This is a genomic window from Burkholderia pyrrocinia (assembly GCF_018417535.1).
Classification (GTDB): Bacteria; Pseudomonadota; Gammaproteobacteria; order Burkholderiales; family Burkholderiaceae; genus Burkholderia; species Burkholderia pyrrocinia_E.
In genome coordinates, this window is record NZ_CP070977.1 from 3,423,980 (window position 1) to 3,442,687 (window position 18,708).

The following is an 18,708-nucleotide window of genomic DNA, read 5'->3' on the forward strand; positions in this document are numbered from 1 at the left end:
AATCGTGAAAAGGCCGCGGCAGGCGCTCCTGCGGCGGGCGCTGCCGCGGCCATTCGCTGCCCGGTTCGGGCCGCTTGCGTCCTTACATCTTGGCGGGCGCGGACACGCCGAGCACCGCCAGACCGTTCTCGAGCACCTGCCGGGTCGCGGCGAGGAGCGCGGCGCGCGCATTGCGCGGCGCTTCGTCGTCGACCAGCACGCGCTCAGCATTGTAGAACGAGTGGAATTCGCCAGCGAGATCGCGCAGGTAGAACGCGACCGCGTGCGGCGCCAGCTCGTTCGCCGCGTGCGTGAGCATGTCCGGATACTCGGCGAGCTTCTGCATCAGCGACGCGGCCTGCGCGCTCGTGAGCTGCGACAGGTCGGCGCCCGGCAGTTGCGCGGCGTCGACGTTGTAGCGCAACTTCAATTCGTTGAGCACCGAGCAGATCCGCGCATGCGCGTACTGGACGTAATAGACCGGGTTTTCGTCGCTCTGTTTCAGCGCGAGATCGATGTCGAACACGAACTCGGTATCGGCCTTGCGCGAGATCAGGAAGAAACGCACCGCGTCGCGGCCGCGCGTGATGGTCGCCTCGTCGATCAGGTCGGGCGCCGCTTCCTGGCCTGCCGCCGCGCCGCCCGACCATTCGATCAGGTCGCGCACCGTCACGTAGCTGCCCGCGCGCTTCGAGATCTTCACTTCCTGGCCGTCGCGCATCACGGTGACCATCTTGTGCAGCACGTAGTCGGGATAGCCCTTCGGGATCCCGACGTGCAGCCCCTGCAGGCCCGCGCGCACGCGCGCAATCGTGCCGTGGTGGTCCGAGCCCTGGATGTTGATCACCTTCGTGAAGCCGCGCTCCCACTTCGCCACGTGGTACGCGACGTCCGGCACGAAGTACGTGTACGTGCCGTCCGACTTGCGCATCACGCGATCCTTGTCGTCGCCTTCGTCGGTCGTGCGCAGCCACAGCGCGCCGTCCTGTTCGTAGGTCATGCCGGCCTTGATCAGCGCGTCGACCGTCTGTTCGACACGGCCTTCGCTGTACAGCGACGACTCGAGGTAGTACTGGTCGAACTTCACGCCGAACGCCTGCAGGTCCATGTCCTGTTCGCGACGCAGGTACGTGACCGCGAACTTGCGGATCGCGTCGAGATCCTCGACGTCGCCCGAGCCCTTGACCGGCTCGCCGTCCGACGCGGCGACCGTTTCGCCGTTCAGGTAGTCGCGTGCGATGTCGGCGATGTATTCGCCGTTGTACGCGGCTTCCGGCCAACCCGCGTCGCCCGGCTTCAGGCCGCGCGCGCGCGCCTGCGTCGAGATCGCGAGGTTGCCGATCTGCACGCCCGCGTCGTTGTAGTAGAACTCGCGGTGCACCGCGTAGCCCTGGCTCGCGATCACGTTCGCGAGCACGTCGCCGAGCGCGGCCTGGCGGCCGTGGCCGACGTGCAGCGGGCCGGTCGGGTTCGCCGACACGAATTCGAGCAGCACCTGCTTGCCTTTCTCGCGATCCGACGTGCCGAACGCGCGGCCCTGGTCGAACACGGCGGCGATCACCGCCTGCTTCGCGGCGGCCGACAGGCGCAGGTTGATGAAGCCGGGGCCGGCGATCTCGGCGGCTTCGACGAGCCCTTGCGCGGCCGGCTGCGCGGTGAGCGCGGCGACGATCTGCTCGGCGAGCTGGCGCGGGTTCGCGCCGAGCGGCTTGGCGAGCTGCATCGCGACGTTGCACGCGACGTCGCCGTGCGCGGCGACCTTCGGGCGCTCCAGCGTGATGGCGGGGGCGACGAACGCCGCGTCGGCGCCTTTCAGCGCGTGTGCGACCTGCTTGACGCTATCCGCGAGCAGGGCTTCGAGGGTCTGTTTGTGTGCTGGCAGCATGCTGGTAGAAGGCTTCGTTGGTGGCGACCGGAAACGCCGGCCCGCCGGCGCGCTTTTTAAGCGCGCGTTTCAGGGATCGCAGAATTTTAACAGGTGCTAATATGCCGCTCAGGCGGCCCGCGTCCGCGAGGCCGGACGCCGGTCTGCCGGCGTTCCCCAACCTCGCCGCGCAGGCACAACAAGATGAAAAGGGAATTGTCATGATTACGTTCAAGAGCAAGGCGGCACAGGATCTCGACGTGCTGAAGGATTTCGCCGTGTATGTGCTGGGCCTCGTCGGCAAGCAACTCGGCGAGCGCGGTGTGATTACGCACGACGAACTGGACCACGCGATCGCGAAGCTGGAAGGCGCGGTCGCGCAGGCGAAGCAGGAGCGCGCCGAGCACGCCGGCCATTTCCACGAGGACGAAGCCGACCACGCGCACCACGAAGTGCCGCCGAGCCTGGCCCAGCGCGTCGCGCCGTTCCTCACGATGCTGCGCGAGGCGAAAGCCGGCGAAGCCGACGTGCACTGGGGCTTCTGAGCTTCCTTGCCCGGTAGTACGAAAGGTTAGTAAGGCAAGAAAAAACCCGCTTCCGAGCGGGTTTTCTTTTTGTCTGACCAAATGGGCGGTCGGCCGCCCGTTCGCATCGATCAGAGCTGCGGCGCGAGCGCGCGGCGCGCGTCGTCGAGCGACAGCGCCATGCGCTGCGCGTAGTCCTCGAGCTGATCCTGTCCGATTTTGCCGACCGAGAAATAGCGGCTGTCCGGATGCGCGAGGTAGAAGCCCGACACGCTCGCAGCCGGCAGCATCGCCATCGAGTCGGTCACGCTCATGCCGATCTCGTCCGCATGCAGCACGTCGAACATGTCGCGCTTCACGAGGTGGTCGGGGCAGGCCGGGTAGCCGGGCGCCGGGCGGATGCCCGCGTACTTTTCGGCGATCAGCGCGTCGTTGTCGAGCGTCTCGCCGCTCGCGTAACCCCACAGCTCGCGTCGTACGCGTGCATGCATCGCCTCCGCGAACGCTTCCGCGAAACGGTCGGCGAGCGCCTTCAGCATGATCGCGCTGTAGTCGTCGTGGTCGGCTTCGAACTGCTTTTCCTTCACGTCGACGCCGAGGCCGGCCGTCACCGCGAACATCCCGATGTAGTCGGCGACGCCCGATTCCTTCGGCGCGATGAAGTCGGCGAGCGAGCGGTTCGGCCGCATCACGCCGTCGACCACCGGGCGCACGCTCTGCTGACGCAGGTTGCGCCACGTGAGCAGCACTTCCGAGCGCGACTCGTCGCTGTAGATCTCGATGTCGTCGCCGTTGACCGTGTTCGCCGGCAACAGCGCGATCACGCCGTTCGCGGTCAGCCAGCGGCCCTGGATCAGGCGCGCGAGCATCGATTTCGCGTCGGAGAACACGCGCCGCGCCGATTCGCCGACGATCTCGTCGTTCAGGATCGCCGGGTACGGGCCCGCGAGGTCCCACGTCTGGAAGAACGGGCCCCAGTCGATGTAGTTCGCAAGCTCGTTCAGGTCGTAGTTCTTGAACACGCGGCGGCCGATGAACTTCGGTTTCACCGGCGTGTAGCCGGCCCAGTCGATCTTCGTCCTGTTCGCACGCGCTTCGGCGAGCGTGACCATCGGCTGCGCCTTGCGGTTCGCGTGCTGGTCGCGGATGCGTTCGTAATCGGACTTCAGTTCGTCGAGGTACTTTGTCGCGCCTTCGTCGGACAGCAGGCTCGACGCGACCGACACCGAGCGCGACGCGTCGGGTACATAGACGACCGGGCCCTCGTAGTGCGGCGCGATCTTCACGGCCGTGTGCACGCGCGACGTCGTCGCACCGCCGATCAGGAGCGGGATCTTCTTCACGCGGAAGTAGTCGTCGCGCTGCATTTCGGACGCGACGTACGCCATTTCCTCGAGGCTCGGCGTGATGAGGCCCGACAGCCCGATGATGTCCGCGCCCTCGACCTTCGCCTTCGCGAGGATCTCGTTGCACGGGACCATCACGCCCATGTTGACCACTTCGAAGTTGTTGCACTGGAGCACGACCGACACGATGTTCTTGCCGATGTCGTGCACGTCGCCCTTCACGGTCGCGATGACGATCTTGCCCTTGGCGCGCACGTCGCCGCCCGCTTCCGCGAGCAGCCGCTTTTCCTCCTCGATGAACGGGATCAGGTGCGCGACGGCCTGCTTCATCACGCGCGCCGATTTCACGACCTGCGGCAGGAACATCTTGCCCTGGCCGAACAGGTCGCCGACGATGTTCATCCCGTCCATCAGCGGGCCTTCGATCACGTTGATCGGACGGCCGCCGGCCGCGTCGATCTTCGCGCGCACTTCTTCGGTATCCTCGACGATGAAGGTCGTGATGCCGTGCACGAGCGCATGCGAGAGCCGCTTCTCGACCGGCTGGTTGCGCCACTCGAGGTTCTCTTCCTTCTTCGCGCCCCCCGCCTTGAACTTGTCGGCGATTTCGAGGAGCCGGTCGGTCGAATCCGCGCGGCGGTTCAGGATCACGTCCTCGACGCGCTCGCGCAGCTCGGCGTCGAGCTCGGCGTACACGCCGAGCTGGCCGGCATTCACGATGCCCATGTCCATCCCGGCCTGGATCGCGTGGTACAGGAACACGGTGTGGATCGCCTCGCGCACCGGGTCGTTGCCGCGGAACGAGAACGACACGTTCGACACGCCGCCGCTCACCTTCGCGTACGGCAGGTTCTGCTTGATCCAGCGGGTCGCCTCGATGAAGTCGACCGCGTAGTTGTTGTGCTCCTCGATGCCGGTCGCGACCGCGAAGATGTTCGGATCGAAGATGATGTCTTCCGGCGGGAAGCCGACTTCGTTCACGAGGAAGTCGTACGAGCGCTTGCAGATCTCGGTCTTGCGCTCGAACGTATCGGCCTGGCCCGTCTCGTCGAATGCCATCACGACGGCTGCCGCGCCGTAGCGGCGGATCAGGTTCGCGTGGTGGCGGAACGCTTCCTCGCCTTCCTTCAGCGAGATCGAGTTCACGATCGCCTTGCCCTGCACGCACTTGAGGCCGGCCTCGATCACCTCCCACTTCGACGAGTCGATCATGATCGGTACGCGCGCGATGTCCGGCTCCGACGCGATCAAATTCAGGAAGCGCATCATCGCCGCCTTCGAATCGAGCATCGCCTCGTCCATGTTGATGTCGATCACCTGCGCGCCGTTCTCGACCTGCTGGCGCGCGACGGCGAGCGCCTCGTCGAACTGGCCGTTGAGGATCATCCGCGCGAACGCCTTCGAGCCGGTGACGTTGGTGCGTTCGCCGACGTTGATGAAGAGCGTCCCGGGCGTGACGTTGAACGGCTCGAGGCCGGCAAGGCGCATCATGTGATCGGTCATGGCGGTGCGAATTCTGGTGATGAAGGGCGTGGGGCGGTCGGGTCAGGCGTTGTCGCTGTACTGGTTCGGCCAGCGGCGCGGCTTCACGTCGGCGAGCGCCTTCGCGATCTCGGCGATGTGCTCGGGCGTCGTGCCGCAGCAGCCGCCCGCGAGGTTCACGAGCCCGGCCTGCGCGAATTCCTTCAGGAGGCCCGACGTGACGTCCGGCGTTTCGTCGAAGCCGGTGTCGCTCATCGGGTTCGGCAGGCCCGCGTTCGGATAGCACGACACGTAGGTGTCGCACAGCTTCGCGAGCTCGGCGATGTACGGGCGCATCAGCGCCGCGCCGAGCGCGCAGTTCAGGCCGAACGTGAGCGGCTTCGCGTGGCGCAGCGAATTCCAGAACGCCTCGACCGTCTGGCCCGACAGGATCCGGCCCGACGCATCCGTGACGGTGCCCGAGATCATGATCGGCAGGCGCTCGCCGGTATCTTCGAACAGCTCGTCGAGCGCGAACAGCGCGGCTTTCGCGTTCAGCGTGTCGAAGATCGTCTCGACGAGGAACAGGTCGACGCCGCCGTCAAGCAGGGCCTTCGCCTGCCGGTAGTACGCGTCGCGCAGTTCGTCGAACGTGACGTTGCGTGCGCCCGGATCGTTGACGTCCGGCGAGATGCTCGCCGTTTTCGGCGTCGGCCCGATCGCGCCCGCGACGAAGCGCGGTTTGTCGGGCGTCGCGTATTTCGCGGCCGATTCGCGCGCGAGCTTCGCCGATTCGACGTTCATCTCGACGACGAGATCTTCCATCCCGTAGTCGGCCTGCGCGACCGTCGTCGCGCCGAACGTGTTGGTTTCGACGATGTCGGCGCCGGCCGCGAAGTACTGGTCGTGGATCTCGCGGATGATCTGCGGCTGCGTGAGCGACAGCAGTTCGTTGTTGCCCTTGATGTCGCGCGGGAAATCCTTGAAGCGCTCGCCGCGATACGCGGCTTCGTCGAGCTTGTAGCGCTGGATCATCGTGCCCATCGCGCCGTCGAGGATCAGGATGCGCGATTTCAGCAGCGCGGGCAGTGCGGCGCCGCGCGTGTAGGGCGCGTCGAGCGGGACGGAAGCGGCGAGAGGGGTCGCAGACATGGGCGGAAGACCGGCGAAGACGGGAAAACCGTCATTGTAGCCGGTGCGCCTGGCCGCCGCCCGGCCTCGCGCCGGCCGGGGCGCCCGCCAAACGAAAGCCCCCGCCGGCGAACCGGACGGGGGCATGATCGGAGTGCTCGCGGCGCCGCGTCGGTGCGCGGCGAATGGCCCGGCCGCACGAGGCGCCGGGCCGCGGGTCGTCAGTGCAGCACGACGGGCATCATCATCAGGCTGTCGAATTGCCCGAGGAATTCGTCGACTTCGTCGAGCGACGGTTCATCCTCGATCAACTGCTTCACGTGCGCGCGGAATCGTTCGGCAAGTTCGCCGTCGATGAAGATCTCGCGCTGCGCGTTCTTGTCGACGATCTCGTATCCGCCGGCATTCATCAGATGATGTCCGGCCTGCGGCGCAAATTCGACGACGCAGTAGTTGGGGCTGTTGTAGATCATTTGCATGGCGGCACTCCTCTTCGCAGTGGCATCTGGCCTTGTTGTCCCCTAGGTGGGGCGAGCCTTGCCGGTTTCAAGGGGCTTGCGCTGCACACCCTGTTCCCGTTGTGTAGGGTGTATCGGTTAGAAGCCGATGTCTATGAAACGTTTCTCATTGTCTGCCGGTGTACGGAAATAGTTGTTAAAGAGTGTCATCGGCCATTTCGCGGAAATCTGTAATCGGTCGAAATTGCCGACCCCTGCGCGTTCACTGTGTGACAGGCGACGACGCCGGCGGTGCGGCCGGTTGCGCAGGCGGTTGCACGGTGGCGGGCGGCGCGGGTTGTGCCGGCTCCGCGGACGGTGCGGCCGATGCATCGGGCGTCGATGCGCCGGCGGGCGCGTTCGTTGCGCCACCTGCCGGCGCGGCATCGGACGGCGTGGCCGGCGCCGCGAGCCGGCCGTGCCACAGCAGCTCGATCTGCGCGCCGTTCGGTTCGCTCTGCACGAGCCGCGCGGGCAGCCAGCCGAGCGACGGCGCGAGCCACATGTCGATGCGGCGCGTGTCGCCGTCGCGGCGCGGCAGGCGCATGAAGTGCCGCGCGTCGATGATGCCGGCCTGCGTCTGCACCTGCTCGTCGCCGATCACCGTGATCGGCCAGGTCTCGCCGCTGTTGTTGTCGATCACGAAGAACTGCTGCGTGACGCCGGGCTTGTACGCGGACGGGTTGCCGCGCAAGAGCCCCGACAACTGCATCAGCATGCTGAAGCGGTCCTGCACGCCGTCGGGCAGCGGCGCGTTGTTCGGCGTGCGCGTGAACACGACCTGCCGGATCTCGCGGTTGAAGATCGCGATGTCTTCCGGCCGCTTGCCGCGCTTCTCGACGTAACGGTCGGGCGCGACGCCGAACGCGTCGATGCGGCCTTCGCTGCGATAGGTGAACGGGCCGACGAACGGCACGGGCATCGATACCGACAGATCGTAGGTGTGCCCGTCGGTGCGCCAGTGGATCGTGCCGATCATGTTCTGCATCCCGTTGTAGAACGTGTCGTACTGCAGGTCGCCGGACGGCGGCGCGGCGAACTTCACGCCGCTCGTCGCGGGGCCCGGCGTCGCGGCACTGCCGGCGCCGGCGGCCGATGCGGCGTGCGCGCCCGATGCGGCCGATGCGCCCGGGACGCCGCTCGCCGCGGACGCGGCGGCCGGCGGCGGCTCGCCGTGCTCGGCCGTCTGCGTCGAAGTGAGGACCGGCTCAGGTGACGGTGCGGGCTTCGGTGCGGCGGCCTTGGGCGCGGCCGGTGCGGGTGCGGCCGGATGCTCGACCGGCTTCGGCGCGGGCGGCACGGGCTGGCGCTCGATCGGTTGCGGCTTCAGCAGCTCGATCTGCACGGGGATGTCGGCGGGCGCGGGCGGCGTGAACGATTCGCGATTGCGCATCAGCCAGATCGCGGCGAGCGCGTGCAGCACCAGCACGACGACGAGCGCGACGCCCACGCGCAGCCAGCGGCGGGGCAGGGCGTGACTCGGGCGGATGTCGGCAGGCTGCATGGGCATCGGAACAGGGGCGGGGTGGTCGCGTGACGTCGGGCGCGCAACGCGCGCCACAGGAGTCCGACCGCCGGAGGCGCCGCGCGTTCGCGGTGCGTGGCGTGTACCGCGTACCGCGCGCGTCAGGCGTCGCGTGCGTCGGGACTATAGCCGAGTTCGTAAGACAGTTTCTGTGCGCACGCGCGCAGCGCGGTGTCGATCTCGCCGCCCCACGCGATGTCGAACGAGCCTTCCTGGCCGAGCGCGACGATCGCGAGCGCGAGCTCGCCGACCGCGTCGAACACGGGCATGCAGAACGCATGGATCGTCGGCAGCAGCATCCCCTCGACGCGCGCGGCTTCGTGCTTGCGCACGTCGGCCAGCACCGCGTCGACCTCGTCGAGCGTGCGCGGGCCGCCGTGATGCGGCGAGCGGCGCGTATCGGCGAGTTCGCGCTCGAGCATCGCGGCGGTCTTGCTGCGCGGCAGGTACGCGGCGAACAGCAGCCCCGTCGCGGAGCCGAGCAGCGGCATCACGTCGCCGAGCTTCAGCGACGCCTTCGCCGGATGGCTCGATTCCATCCAGTGCACGATCGTCGGCCCCTGGTTGCCCCACACCGCGATGCCGACCGTCTGGTCGAGGCGGTCGCGGAACTCGGTCAGCGCGATCCGCGCGAGCTTCACGCCGTCGACCCGCGCGAGCCGCGCGAGCCCCATCTGCAGCGCGAAGCCGCCGAGCTCGTAGCGACCCGATACAGGATCCTGCGACACGACGCCGAGCCGCGAGAAGCTGACCAGGTAGCGGTGTGCCTTCGCAGGGCTCATGCCCGCGCGCTGCGCGAGGTCGCGCAGCATCATCGCGCGCGGCTCGCTCGTCAGCACGTCGAGCAGGCGGAAGCCGACCTCGATCGACTGGATGCCGGAACGGACCTTCTCGCCGTGCTCGCCGGAGGCTGCATCGTCGGTGTCGGAGTCGGCGAGGTCGTCGTCGGGAAGCGGGCTGGCGGGCATGGGCAACGGGTGCGCGAAAATGCGGCAGGAATCGGGGCGAACACGGCATGCGCGATCGTCGCGCGCCGCATGGATTCACCATCGTAAAATAGATTCCTTCCATCGTCACTACAACGGCAGATTCCCCTTATGAAACTTGCTTCGCTGAAGGACGGCACGCGCGACGGCCAGCTGATCGTCGTGTCGCGCGACCTGCACACCGCGGCGATCGCCGACGCGATCGCGCCGACGCTGCAGCGCGTCCTCGACGACTGGGCGTTCTACGCGCCGCAGCTGCGCGACCTGTACGACGCGCTGAACCACGGCCGCGCGCGCAACGCGTTCGCGTTCGATCCGGCCAACTGCATGGCGCCGCTGCCGCGCGCGTTCCAGTGGGCCGACGGCTCCGCGTACGTGAACCACGTCGAGCTCGTGCGCCGCGCGCGCGGCGCGGAGATGCCGCCCGAGTTCTGGACCGATCCGCTGATGTACCAGGGCGGCAGCGACGATTTCCTGGGGCCCCGCGACGACGTCGTGTGCCCGTCCGAGGAATGGGGCATCGATTTCGAGGCGGAAGTCGCGGTGATCACCGGCGACGTGCCGATGAGTGCATCGCCCGACGATGCGCTGAAGGCCGTGCGGCTCGTCACGCTCGTGAACGACGTGTCGCTGCGCAACCTGATCCCGGCCGAGCTCGCGAAGGGCTTCGGTTTCTTCCAGAGCAAGCCGGCCACCGCGTTCGCGCCGGTCGCGGTGACGCCCGACGAGCTCGGCGACGAATGGCGCGAAGGCCGCGTGCACCGACCGATGATCGTCCACTGGAACGGCAAGAAGGTCGGCCAGCCCGATGCGGGCACCGACATGGTGTTCCACTTCGGCCAACTGGTCGCGCACGCGGCGAAGACGCGCAACCTGCGCGCCGGTTCGATCGTCGGCTCGGGCACCGTGTCGAACAAGGACGCGAAGCGCGGCTACTGCTGCATCGCCGAGAAGCGCTGCCTCGAGACGATCGAGCACGGCGCGCCGCAGACCGAATTCATGCGCTACGGCGACACCGTGCGCATCGAGATGTTCGACGCGGCCGGCAAGTCGATCTTCGGCGCGATCGAGCAGTCGGTCGCACCGCCCGACGGCGCGGCGTAAGGCACGCAGGGCACGCAACGCCCGCGCGCCGGGTTTCGCCTGATGTTTGCCCGCGCGGGCTTGGCTACACTCGATTCATGACTCCAGGAGCAGCGCATGCCTGATCTCGCCGCGTACGGCGGTTACGAAGCACTGAAGGTGACGCGCCGCGACCATGGCGTGCTCGATATCGTGATGAGCGGCGAGGGTGCGAACCGCAGCGGTCTCGCGACCGCGAACGCGCGCATGCATCGCGAGCTCGCCGATATCTGGCGCGACGTCGACCGCGATCCCGACACGCGCGTCGCGGTGATCCGCGGCGAAGGCAAGGGCTTCTCGGCGGGCGGCGACCTCGCGCTCGTCGAGGAGATGGCGAGCGACTTCGACGTGCGCGCCCGCGTGTGGCGCGAGGCGCGCGATCTCGTCTACAACGTGATCAACTGCAGCAAGCCGATCGTGTCGGCGATGCACGGCCCGGCCGTCGGCGCGGGGCTCGTCGCCGGGCTGCTCGCCGATATCTCGATCGCCGCGAAGGATGCGCGCATCATCGACGGCCATACGCGGCTCGGCGTCGCGGCCGGCGACCACGCGGCGATCGTGTGGCCGCTGCTGTGCGGGATGGCGAAGGCGAAGTACTACCTGCTGCTGTGCGAACCCGTGAGCGGCGCGGAAGCCGAGCGGATCGGCCTGGTGTCGCTCGCGGTCGAGCCGGCCGACCTGCTGCCGAAGGCGTACGAAGTGGCCGAGCGGCTCGCGCACGGTTCGCAATCGGCGATCCGCTGGACCAAGTACGCGCTGAACAACTGGCTGCGCACGGCCGGGCCGACCTTCGATACGTCGCTCGCGCTCGAATTCATGGGCTTCTCGGGGCCCGACGTGCAGGAGGGCATCCGTTCGCTGCGCGAGCGGCGCCCGCCCGACTTCCCCGGTGACGCGCCGTTCTGACGCGCTATGATCGAACCACGCGCGGCTGCGCGACGCACGGCGGCCGCCTCGCTCCCCCAGTCAACCAGGACGCCCGTATGACGACCGATGCCTCCGGCTCCAACCCTTTCGCCGGCTTCGCCGGCTTCAAGCCCGCCGACATGATGGACCGGATGTGGGACATGATGCGGATGTCGCCGTTCGGCGGGATCACGCCGTTTCCGGGCGCCACGCAAGGGCTGCCGCCGTCGCTGTCGAGCATGTCCGACATGATGGCGCCGCTCACGAGCGTCGAGGAACTCGACAAGCGGATCACCGATCTGCGCGCGGTCGAGCAGTGGCTGAAGCTCAATCTCGGGATGCTGCAGTCCGCGATCCAGGCGCTTGAAGTGCAGCGCGCGACGCTCGCGACGCTGCGTGCGTTCGGCGCGTTCGCGCAAAGCTCGATGTCGGCGGCCGAGGAGGCGGCCGTCGCGGCGGCGCATGCGGCGAAAGCCGCGTCGGCGTCGCCGGACGGCGCGGCTTCCGCGTTCGCCACGGATGCGCCGCCGGAAGGCGACGCCGCGCAGCAGGCCTTCGACCCGGCCGGCTGGTGGAACCTGCTGCAGTCGCAGTTCAACCAGCTCGCGAGCCTCGCGATGGCGCAGCCGGGCATGCAGCCCGCGGCGCCGGCCGACGCGCCGCCGGATGCGGCCGCACCGCCGGAGCAGGCCGCGAAGCCTGCGCCGGCCGCCGCCGCGCCGCGCAAGCCCGCGGCGAAGCGCGCGAAGCCGGCCGATTCGGCCGCGGCGCGCGCGGCGGCCGCCTCGTCGCCCGCAACCCGTCCGCCGAAGCGCTCGACGTGACGCGGCACAGGTAGCAGGTCGATCATGCGGCTCGCGCTCGTTCTGATGGGAGGCGGCGCGCGTGCCGCCTATCAGGTCGGCGTGCTGAAGGCGCTGGCCGAGATCGCGCGCGAGGCCGATCCGAACCGGCACACGTTGCCGTTCGCGGTCGTGTGCGGCTCATCGGCCGGCGCGATCAACGCGACGTCGATCGCGAGCCACGCGGACGACTTTTCGCACGGCGTGCGGCGCCTGCTCGAATTCTGGGAGCCGCTGCGCGCCGACTACGTGTATCGCACCGACTGGCTCGGCGTCGCGGCCGCCGGCGCGCGCTGGCTCGCGGCGATGACGTTCGGCTGGGCGTCCCGCCGTTCACCGCGCGGGCTGCTCGACAACACGCCGCTCGCGCACCTGCTGCACCGCGAACTGAGCTTCCACCGGATCGAGCAGATGCTCGAGGCGCGCCTGCTGCACGCGCTCGCGGTGACGGCGCTCAGCTATTCGAGCGGCCGGCACCTCACGTTCTACCAGGCGGCCGAGCCGATCCAGGCGTGGCGGCGCGCGCAGCGCACCGCGCGGCTCGTCGACCTGTCGGCGTCGCACCTGCTCGCGTCGTCGGCCATTCCGTTCGTGTTTCCGGCCGTGCCGCTCGTGCTCGACGGGCAGATCGAGTACTTCGGCGACGGTTCGATCCGGCAGATCGCGCCGCTGTCGCCGGCGATCCACTTCGGCGCGGACCGGATCGTCGTCGTCGGCGCGGCCGACCCGCGGCCCGAGATTCCGGCCGCGAACGGCGCCGGGCTGGTGCGCGGCTATCCGACGCTCGCGCAGATCGGCCAGCAGGTACTCGCGAGCGTGTTCCTCGACTCGATCGGCTCGGACATCGAACGGATCGAGCACATCAACCGGATGATCGAGCACCTGCCGCACCAGGTCGAGGTGGACAGCGGCTGGCGGCATGTCGACGTGCTCGCGATCGCGCCGTCCGAGCGCATCGAGCTGATCGCCGCGAAGCACCTGAAGCAGATGCCGGCGGCGATGCGCGGGCTGCTCGGCGCGGTCGGCGGCAGCCAGCCGGCCGGCGCGTCGTTCGCGAGCTACCTGTTGTTCGAGGAGGCGTTCACGCGCGAACTCATCGAGCTCGGCTACGGCGACGGGCGCGCGCAGCGCGACACGCTCGCCGGCTGGATCGCGCAGGCGGACGGCGGCAGCGCGCCGGCAGCCGGCACGCCGCCGGAAGACGGCCTGGCGACGGGCGAAATACGGGTCTGATGCGCGTGGATGGCGCGAGGTTGCACGGGGTTGCGTTTTTGCGACGGTTGGCCGCGACCGATCGCCGCACCGCGATGGGCGGCGCGCGGCCCGGCAGGCGTCTCGGAACCGTCATGCACGCGTGATATCATGGCCGCCGCCGTATACACCATATCGAGCAACCCGCCGATCCGGCATCCGCACGGGAACCCTTCCGGGGGCCCGCCTGGGGCAGGGGACGGGCTCGCCAACGAGCCGGCCAGCGCCGGCCCCCAACTCAGGCAAGCGCGGCCGGTTCCGTTGAACGGAGCGTGGCTGCGGCATGTCGCAACGGCGGCGGCGCGGCCGCCCGGCTGCCGGACGTGGAATCCGCGTCCGGAGGGTCGGTTTCACGCGTAAAATTACAGTCTTGGCTGCAAAAAGCGCGCTTGGTGCGCTTTCGCGGCAACAGTCACGTTTAGAGAAGTCGCATTGCGCAGAACAGGGGTGGGACCATCATGAACACGATGCTTTATCCGGAACTTTACAGGTCGCTCGAAGCCGTCCGCTGGGACATGGAGAAGGACATTCCGTGGGACAAGTTCGACGCTTCGCTGCTCACCGACGAGCAGGCGAAGACGATCAAGATGAACGCGATCACCGAATGGTCGGCGCTGCCCGCGACGGAAATGTTCCTGCGCGACAACCAGCACGACAGCGACTTTTCCGCGTTCATGAGCGTGTGGTTCTTCGAGGAGCAGAAGCATTCGCTCGTGCTGATGGAATACCTGCGCCGCTTCAAACCGGAAATGGTGCCGACCGAAGAGGAACTGCACGCGGTGCGCTTCCAGTTCGATCCGGCGCCGCCGCTCGAGACGCTGATGCTGCACTTCTGCGGCGAGATCCGCCTGAATCACTGGTACCGCTGCGCGGCCGACTGGCATACCGAGCCCGTCATCAAGCAGATCTACGAAACGATTTCGCGCGATGAAGCGCGCCACGGCGGCGCGTACCTGCGCTACATGAAGAAGGCGCTGAACAACTGCGGCGACGTCGCGCGTGCCGCGTTCGCGAAGATCGGCGTGCTGATGGCGTCGGCGCGCCGCACCGAGAAGCCGCTGCACCCGACCAACCTGCACGTGAACCAGGCGCTGTTCCCGCGCGACACCGTGCAGTCGCGCCTGCCCGATCCGGAATGGCTCGAACGCTGGCTCGACGAGCAGATCCGTTTCGACGGCGAGTGGGAAAAGAAGGTTGTCGAGCGCATCCTGCACAACCTGTCGATCCTGTTCGAACGCACGTTCGCGACCGCGCAGGAGCTGAATCGCTATCGCAAGGAAGTCACCGGCCGCCTGCAGGCCGAAAGCGGCCCGTCGTCGGCCGCGCAGCCGGCCTGAGGCCGGCAGGCGCCACCGCCGGCGTGAATCGCGCCGGCCGCGTTGCGCCGTTCCGCGTCCGTTGCATGAAGCCCGCCCGGCCGGTCCGGCGGGCTTTTTATCTGGCGCCGCCGCCGGATCCTGCCGCCGGGTCTGCCGCACGCGCCATCGTTCATTCCGTCCGATCTCCATCATGTCCGCCACCTTCGAACGCAAGCTGATTACCCGTGATGCCCTCGTCGCCCTGCGCGCGTCGCTGCCGTCGCCCGTCGTGTTCACCAACGGCGTATTCGACATCCTGCATCGCGGCCACGTCACGTATCTCGCCGACGCGAAAGCGCTCGGCGCGTGCCTGATCGTCGGCGTGAACTGCGACGCGTCGGTGCGCATGCTCGGCAAGGGCGACGACCGGCCGATCAACCGCGAGGACGACCGCGCGGCGCTGCTCGCGGCGCTGGAAAGCGTCGACTGGGTCGTGAAGTTCGAGGAACAGACGCCGGTGTCGCTGATCGAGGCCATCCGTCCGGACATCCTCGTGAAGGGCGGCGACTACGACATGGATGCGCTGCCGGAATCGGCGCTCGTGCGCGGCTGGGGCGGCCGCGCGCTGGCGATTCCGTTCGAGCACGATCGCTCGACCACCGCGTTGCTGAAGAAGGTGCGCGCGCAGCAGTCCTGAGCGCGGGCCGGTGCCGTCAGGGCGCGGATGCCGCGAGCGGCTCGGCCGTGACGGCCGCCGGCGCGATCGGGCCGCCGACGGCGGGCTGGTCGGTCGCCTGCGCCAGCGGCGTCACGTGCAGCGCATCGGGGCGCACCTGCCGCGACAGCACGCCCGGTTCGCGCGGGCCGGCCGCCGGCAGCGGCCCGAACACGCCGCGCGCCACTACGAACGCGAGCATGTTGGCGAGAAAGAGAACAGCGATCAGCCAGCGCAGCATCGTCGAAACTCCTTTTCGTTGTTCAGTCGTTCACTCGGATCGGCCGCATGGCCGGCCTTTTCATGGTTTCCGTGACTGTTCGCAATAGTCAGGCAACGCACCTGCGACCTTAGCCGCGCGGACGGCCTGCCGTCTGTATCGCCGTGGCGGCGCGCACTTCCCTACCGTCACCGCGACGCAGTCCTGCATGGACATTCGTCGAGACCACCGCCGCGACGGCGAAGCCGGCAAATTTCTGTCAACCCTGCGCGATTGCTTCCGCGGCGATCAGCGCGAGCCCGGACAGGATCAACGCGTCGTGCCGCGTATGCGGGACCGTCAGCGCACGCGCGACGTCGTCCGCCGCGCCGCCGGCCAGCACGAGCCGTACGGGCGCCTGCCACGCGGCGGCGAGATCGCGCCACGCGCGTTCGATCAGCCCGGCCTGCGCGTACAGGCAGCCGGCCGACAGCGAGCGCGGCGTATCGACCTGGAACGGCTCGGCCTGCGCGCCCGCGAGCAGCCCGCTCGCGATGTCGGTGGTCAGCGTCGGCAACTGCGCGGTGTGCGTGCCGAGCGCGCGCATCATCAGTGCCCAGCCCGGCGCGATCAGCCCGCCCGTGAAGCGGCCGTCCGCGCGCAGCGCCTCGAGCGTCGTCGCGGTACCGAACGTCGCGATCAGCAGGTGCTCGCCCGGAAAGGCCGCGCGCGCGCCGATCAGGCCGGCCCAGCGGTCGCTGCCGAGTTGTTCGGGCGTCGTATAGCCGTTCGTCACGCCGCATTGCGTGTGATGCGAGCGTATCGTCGTGCGCGGCAGGTCCGGCCAGTGCGCATCGAGCAGCGCGTCGAGCCGCGCGGCCACGTCGGCGCCCGCGACGTTCGAGATCCATGCGCCGCGTGGACGCGGCAGGTTCGACCAGTCGGGATCGGCGCCGCCGTCGCGCGTGTGGCCGAACGCGCCCGTGTCGACGAGCGTGCGCCGCGCATCGGCGAGCGCCCACTTGATCCGGCTGTTGCCGGCGTCGATCAGCAGGTGCGGCTCGCTCATTGCGCTTCGCGCAGCGACACGTCGCCGGCCGCGATCGCCTGCACGCCGTTCGGCGTGTCGAGCAGCAACTGGCCGGTCGCATCGATGCCGGTCGCGATGCCGCGCGCGCGTTCGACACCCTGTTCGAGCAGTACGACTTCGCGCCCCGCGTACGCGTGCAGCGCGTGCCAGCGCGGCAGGAACGGCGCGAGCCCGTCGGCGCCGAACTGTGCGAGCGCGGGCGTGAGCGCGTTCAGCGACGCAGCGAGCGTATCGGTGAGGTTCGCCGATGCACACGCGATCGACAGCGCGGCCGGCGGCAGCCCGCTCGCGAGCGTCGCATCGCGCGCGCGCAGCGCGTCGACCTGCGCGGCGACGGCTTCCGCGCCGCGCACGTTGATGCCAAAGCCGATCACGACGGCGGTCGCGTCGGCGGTGGTCCAGACGGTTTCGATCAGGATCCCGGCGAGCTTGCCGACGATGCGCGGCGTGCCGTCGTCGGTGGCCGTCAGCAGCAGGTCGTTCGGCCATTTGAGCGCGACGCGCGTACGGGCGTCGAGCGGCAGCGTGGCCAGCCCTTCGGCGAGCGCGACGCCGATCGCGATGCTGAGGCCGCCGAGCGCGTCGACGGGGCGCGGCACGATGCAGCCGACCGAGCACAGCAGCGCGTTGCCGGGCTGCGCGAACCACGGGCGGCCCTGCCGGCCACGGCCGGCGGTCTGCTCGAACGCAACGCGAACGAGCGGCGCGGGCAACGCGTTCGCGCTGCGCGGCAGCGCCTTGAGCCGTGTCGCGACGTCGGCGTTGGTCGAGCCGGTGGCGGCGACGATGTCGAGCGGCCACGCACGCGGCGCGGCGTCCAGGTGCGCGTCGAGCCGGTTGCGCGCGATGTGCGCGTCGCCGGAATCGGGCGTGTCGGAGGAGGTGGGGGCGTTCATGGTGACTATTGTAGCGACAGGGGGCGGGGGCGCGTCGGGAAGCGGGCAAGTCTGTTGGATTATCGCGCGCGACTGTCGTGACGCGTTTGGCTCGCATTTTGTGTCCGCTGGCTTGGACGCGGAGGATCTGTGTGGACGTGCATTGCCGAAGTCCTGGAAATCCTATCTGGATCCATAGTATTGTCAAAACATAATCGACTTATGCCAGTTGATTAGGATTTCGAATTCGTCTTATTGATTCTCGTTGTTCGATGGCGCATTTTTATACGGCGAGATCCTCGCAACATCAATGACGAAAGGAAATCCAGACGATGAATAGTCGCAGGCAACGGTTACCAGCGTCCTCCTCATTCGCTATCGCTTGGTTGGCCGTGCATGGCGAGAGTGGCGTCCAGATCCGGACGGGACAATTCGCCGGACGCGGAGCGGCCCACTGCCGTGCCGGCGCGAACCACTGGAGCGCGACGTATCGCGGTACGCCCGCATGATCCGCTATTTCCTCGCCAGGGGCGACAAGGGAGGCGGTGCCACGATTACCGAAGGCCTGGAATTCGTCACCTGTTCCAATCCGCCGCCGCGCGTGCAGATTGCGACGCTCTACATGAGAACCTACTGTACGGCTTGCAAGCAGGAAGGGTTCATCGCGCCAAAAGGGCCACGATTGCCGGGTAGGGGACCCAATGGCCAGCCTTGGGCACTGAGCGGAGATATCAATGCATGTGGTTGCCATCCGCCTCCTGTCTTCTATGCCGAACGCGGTATGCGTATGGTTATCGGCAACGAGTATCTGGCCGCGCAGAAGGGGCAAGGCAGCGGCAATTTTCAATCGACGGCCGATGATGCGGGATACGACGAGCAGTATGTATTGAGAAGTGAACGGACCGGAAGCCCCTTGGCACGTGTGCCATACCGAATACATACCAGTTCAGGGAAGTTCTTCAGCGGCGTGACTGATAGTGCGGGATGCACGCAACGCGTTGCCACAAGCCGTGCAGAGAACTTGAGAATCGAAATAGTCGAGAACAACGATGCCTCATAATGACTACGAGTACGTGACTGTTGATGACACAGCCGTG

Annotated in this window: 17 protein-coding genes; 8 read left to right on the forward strand and 9 right to left on the reverse strand. The window is 68.1% G+C overall.

What is annotated here, in order from left to right; genetic code table 11:
* Positions 1-82 precede the first annotated feature (82 nt).
* Positions 83-1,864, reverse strand: a complete 1,782-nt coding sequence (gene argS, locus JYG32_RS15910) for an arginine--tRNA ligase (RefSeq protein ID WP_213264059.1) — start codon at positions 1,862-1,864, stop codon at positions 83-85.
* A gap of 200 nt (positions 1,865-2,064) precedes the next feature.
* Between argS and JYG32_RS15915 the strand changes: the two genes are divergently transcribed.
* Complete coding sequence (locus tag JYG32_RS15915; RefSeq protein ID WP_011353361.1) at positions 2,065-2,388, forward strand: DUF1840 domain-containing protein; 324 nt, start codon at positions 2,065-2,067, stop codon at positions 2,386-2,388.
* Positions 2,389-2,498: 110 nt separating this feature from the next.
* Here JYG32_RS15915 and metH read toward each other — a convergent pair whose 3' ends face one another.
* From metH to JYG32_RS15940, 5 genes are all read right to left on the reverse strand, one after another.
* Complete coding sequence (metH, locus tag JYG32_RS15920; protein WP_213264060.1) at positions 2,499-5,216, reverse strand: methionine synthase; 2,718 nt, start codon at positions 5,214-5,216, stop codon at positions 2,499-2,501.
* A gap of 42 nt (positions 5,217-5,258) precedes the next feature.
* On the reverse strand, positions 5,259-6,326 hold the full coding sequence (locus JYG32_RS15925) for a homocysteine S-methyltransferase family protein (RefSeq protein WP_213264061.1): 1,068 nt from the start codon (positions 6,324-6,326) through the stop codon (positions 5,259-5,261).
* A 200-nt stretch (positions 6,327-6,526) separates the two neighbouring features.
* Positions 6,527-6,784, reverse strand: a complete 258-nt coding sequence (locus JYG32_RS15930) for a BTH_I0359 family protein (RefSeq protein ID WP_006477667.1) — start codon at positions 6,782-6,784, stop codon at positions 6,527-6,529.
* 241 nt (positions 6,785-7,025) lie between these two features.
* Positions 7,026-8,312, reverse strand: coding sequence for a DUF3108 domain-containing protein (locus tag JYG32_RS15935; protein ID WP_213264062.1), 1,287 nt, complete (start codon positions 8,310-8,312; stop codon positions 7,026-7,028).
* A gap of 116 nt (positions 8,313-8,428) precedes the next feature.
* Positions 8,429-9,295 carry an IclR family transcriptional regulator gene (locus JYG32_RS15940; RefSeq protein ID WP_174384467.1) on the reverse strand — a complete coding sequence of 289 codons (867 nt, stop codon included), beginning with the start codon at positions 9,293-9,295 and terminating at the stop codon, positions 8,429-8,431.
* Positions 9,296-9,424: 129 nt separating this feature from the next.
* On the opposite strand from JYG32_RS15940, the gene JYG32_RS15945 reads away from it, so the two are divergent.
* From JYG32_RS15945 to rfaE2, 6 genes are all read left to right on the forward strand, one after another.
* Complete coding sequence (locus tag JYG32_RS15945; protein WP_213264063.1) at positions 9,425-10,417, forward strand: fumarylacetoacetate hydrolase family protein; 993 nt, start codon at positions 9,425-9,427, stop codon at positions 10,415-10,417.
* Positions 10,418-10,513: 96 nt separating this feature from the next.
* The gene (locus JYG32_RS15950; RefSeq protein WP_174384465.1) at positions 10,514-11,341 is read left to right on the forward strand and encodes an enoyl-CoA hydratase/isomerase family protein; all 828 of its coding nucleotides are present in this window, start codon (positions 10,514-10,516) and stop codon (positions 11,339-11,341) included.
* A gap of 77 nt (positions 11,342-11,418) precedes the next feature.
* Entirely contained in the window at positions 11,419-12,165 is a 747-nt protein-coding gene (locus JYG32_RS15955; protein WP_213264064.1) for a PhaM family polyhydroxyalkanoate granule multifunctional regulatory protein, read from the forward strand.
* Positions 12,166-12,189: 24 nt separating this feature from the next.
* Positions 12,190-13,416 carry a patatin-like phospholipase family protein gene (locus JYG32_RS15960; RefSeq protein ID WP_174384503.1) on the forward strand — a complete coding sequence of 409 codons (1,227 nt, stop codon included), beginning with the start codon at positions 12,190-12,192 and terminating at the stop codon, positions 13,414-13,416.
* A 476-nt stretch (positions 13,417-13,892) separates the two neighbouring features.
* Positions 13,893-14,771: a diiron oxygenase gene (locus tag JYG32_RS15965; RefSeq protein WP_011353352.1), complete on the forward strand. Its 879-nt coding sequence runs from the start codon at positions 13,893-13,895 to the stop codon at positions 14,769-14,771.
* Between the two features lie 172 nt (positions 14,772-14,943).
* Positions 14,944-15,429, forward strand: a complete 486-nt coding sequence (gene rfaE2, locus JYG32_RS15970) for a D-glycero-beta-D-manno-heptose 1-phosphate adenylyltransferase (protein WP_072437326.1) — start codon at positions 14,944-14,946, stop codon at positions 15,427-15,429.
* A 16-nt stretch (positions 15,430-15,445) separates the two neighbouring features.
* Here rfaE2 and JYG32_RS15975 read toward each other — a convergent pair whose 3' ends face one another.
* The 3 genes from JYG32_RS15975 to JYG32_RS15985 all read right to left on the reverse strand — a co-directional run bounded on the left by JYG32_RS15975 (position 15,446) and on the right by JYG32_RS15985 (position 17,632).
* Positions 15,446-15,688: a hypothetical protein gene (locus JYG32_RS15975; protein ID WP_213264065.1), complete on the reverse strand. Its 243-nt coding sequence runs from the start codon at positions 15,686-15,688 to the stop codon at positions 15,446-15,448.
* 238 nt (positions 15,689-15,926) lie between these two features.
* Positions 15,927-16,715, reverse strand: coding sequence for a type III pantothenate kinase (locus JYG32_RS15980; protein ID WP_213264066.1), 789 nt, complete (start codon positions 16,713-16,715; stop codon positions 15,927-15,929).
* Complete coding sequence (locus tag JYG32_RS15985) at positions 16,712-17,632, reverse strand: biotin--[acetyl-CoA-carboxylase] ligase (protein WP_213264067.1); 921 nt, start codon at positions 17,630-17,632, stop codon at positions 16,712-16,714. Before JYG32_RS15985 ends, JYG32_RS15980 begins: the two co-directional genes overlap by 4 nt.
* 484 nt (positions 17,633-18,116) lie before the next feature.
* Between JYG32_RS15985 and JYG32_RS15990 the strand changes: the two genes are divergently transcribed.
* A complete protein-coding gene (locus tag JYG32_RS15990) occupies positions 18,117-18,671 on the forward strand; it encodes a hypothetical protein (protein ID WP_174384363.1) in 555 nt (184 codons plus the stop codon).
* Positions 18,672-18,708 lie beyond the last annotated feature (37 nt).